2 protein-coding genes are annotated in these 2,494 nt (G+C 60.6%); both read left to right on the top strand.

What is annotated here, in order from left to right; genetic code table 11:
- Nucleotides 1-115: 115 nt before the first annotated feature.
- Nucleotides 116-1,615, top strand: a complete 1,500-nt coding sequence (gene istA, locus PH562_RS30565; RefSeq protein WP_483315400.1) for an IS21 family transposase — start codon at nucleotides 116-118, stop codon at nucleotides 1,613-1,615.
- 1 nt (nucleotide 1,616) lies between these two features.
- A complete protein-coding gene (istB, locus tag PH562_RS30570; protein WP_285177632.1) occupies nucleotides 1,617-2,351 on the top strand; it encodes an IS21-like element helper ATPase IstB in 735 nt (244 codons plus the stop codon).
- The last annotated feature ends 143 nt before the right edge of the window (nucleotides 2,352-2,494 follow it).

The raw sequence follows: 2,494 nt of genomic DNA on the forward strand, positions 1-2,494 counted from the left end.
TGTGATTAGGCATGGAATAAGGACCCCGCAAATGGGGTGATCGGCGTCCAAACGGGACCCCCATCTGCGATGGGGTTAGAACAGCCTCCGGTTTCATCGGAGGCTTTTTGTTTGGATGCTTATTGTGGAAACAATTCTGAAGATACGACGACTTGCTCACGTGCAGGGCAAGACGATCAAGGCGATCTGCCGGGAACTGGGCATATCGCGGAAAGTGGTGCGGAAGGTTCTGCGCACCGATGAGACGGAATTCAAATACGAGCGGACCCGTCAGCCTCAGCCGAAGCTCGGTCCATGGCGCGATCAGCTCGATGGAATGCTACTTGCCAATGAGGCGAAGTCTTCCCGTGAACGGCTGACACTGATCCGGATATTCGAGGATTTGCGGGACCTCGGCTACGAAGGTGGTTACGACACCGTTCGGCGCTACGCCCGGACGTGGGCGAAGGAGCGCGGGGCCGTGACGGCGGAAGCCTACGTGCCACTCTATTATGCGCCGGGCGAGGCCTACCAGTTTGACTGGAGCCACGAGATCGTTGTGCTGAACGGCGTGACGACGACAGTGAAGGTGGCGCATGTCCGGCTCTGCCACAGTCGGATGATGTATGTGAGAGCCTACCCGCGCGAGACGCAGGAGATGGTCTTCGACGCCCATGACAAGGCGTTTGCCTTCTTCGGCGGAGCCTGCACGCGCGGCATCTACGACAACATGAAGACGGCCGTGGAGACGGTCTTTGTTGGCAAGGAGCGGCAATATAACCGCCGCTTCCTTCAGATGTGCAGCCATCACCTGATAGAGCCGGTGGCCTGCACGCCGGCGTCAGGGTGGGAGAAGGGCCAAGTCGAGAACCAGGTCAATCTGGTGCGGGAAAGGTTCTTTACGCCGCGGCTGCGCTTCAAATCCTACGACGAGATGAATGGTTGGCTGCTGGACAAATGCATCACCTACGCCCGCGCTCACAAGCATGTCGATCAAACCGAGCGCACGATCTGGGAAGTGTTTGACGCGGAGCGGCCGCACCTGGTCAGTTATCCCGGCAAGTTCGACGGCTTCCACGCGGTGCAGGCCTCGATTGGCAAGACCTGCCTCGTGCGTTTCGACAACAACAAATACTCGGTGCTGTCCACGGCGGTCGGCCGCCCGGCCGAGATACATGCCTATGCCGATCGCATCGTCATCCGGCAAGATGGCGTCGAGATCGGCCAGCACGAGCGCTGCTTCGGCCGAGGCGAGACGATCTATAATCCATGGCATTACGTTCCAGTCCTGACCCGAAAGCCGGGAGCATTGCGCAATGGCGCGCCGTTCCACGATTGGGTTTTGCCTGCCGCCATGGAGAAGGTGCGCCGCCGGCTGAAGGCCATGCATGACGGCGACCGGCAGATGGTGTCGATCCTCGAATGTGTCGGCCTGGACGGGCTCCCCGCCGTCGAAGCGGCCTGCCAGGAGGCGCTCGATCAGGGCGTGTTCTCGGCCGCCGTCATCATCAACATCCTGGCCCGCAAGCGTGATCCGCAGCCGGCTGCCATCCTTTCCATTCCCGATGCGCTTCGCCTGACCCATGAGCCTCTGGCCGATTGCGCCCGTTATGACAGCCTCAGGAGGGCAAGCTGATATGGAACGATCCCAAATCCTTGACATGATGGGTACGCTGAAGCTGTTCGGCATGCGCAGCGCCTATGACGAGATCATGGCCACCGGCATCAAGCGCCAACACGAACCACCCCGCATCGTCGGTGACCTGCTGCAGTCGGAGATCGCCGAGAAGCAGGCCCGGTCCATCAAATACCAGATCACCGTCGCCAAGCTGCCGCTGGCCAAGGATATCGACGACTTCGACTTCACCGACACGCCGGTCAACGAAGGGCTGGTGCGCCAGCTCGCGACCGGGGCCTTCCTCGCCGAGCAGCACAACATCGTTCTGGTCGGCGGGACCGGCACGGGAAAGTCCCACCTGTCCATTGCGCTTGCCCGCGCCTTGATCCGCAACGGCGCACGCGGTCGCTTCTTCAACGTCGTCGACCTCGTCAACCGGCTTGAGACAGAAGCACGTAGCGGAAAGCAAGGGCGGCTTGCCGACTTCATCACCAGGCTCGACTTCGTCATCATGGACGAGCTCGGTTATCTCCCATTCGCTCAGGCCGGCGGTCAGCTTCTCTTCCACCTGATCAGCAGGCTCTACGAGCGCACTTCGATCATCGTCACCACCAACCTGGCATTCGGCGAATGGCCGGCCGTCTTCGGCGACGCCAAAATGACCGCCGCTCTGCTCGACAGGCTCACCCACCATTGCGAGATCGTCGAAACCGGAAATGAATCCTGGCGCTTCAAGAACCGTTCTCAAAGCTAAAGCCGAAAAGACAAACAACCCGCGCCCGCAGGCCACTGCGCTAAATGGAAAGCTCCGGGCCTACGCGCGCTGACCCCATGCAACCATAGGGAGGGGTTCCTTTTGGGAGCCGATAAGGGGTCCCGTTACGACGCCGATTGACA

It is taken from the genome of Rhizobium centroccidentale (assembly GCF_030182565.1).
Classification (GTDB): Bacteria; Pseudomonadota; Alphaproteobacteria; order Rhizobiales; family Rhizobiaceae; genus Rhizobium.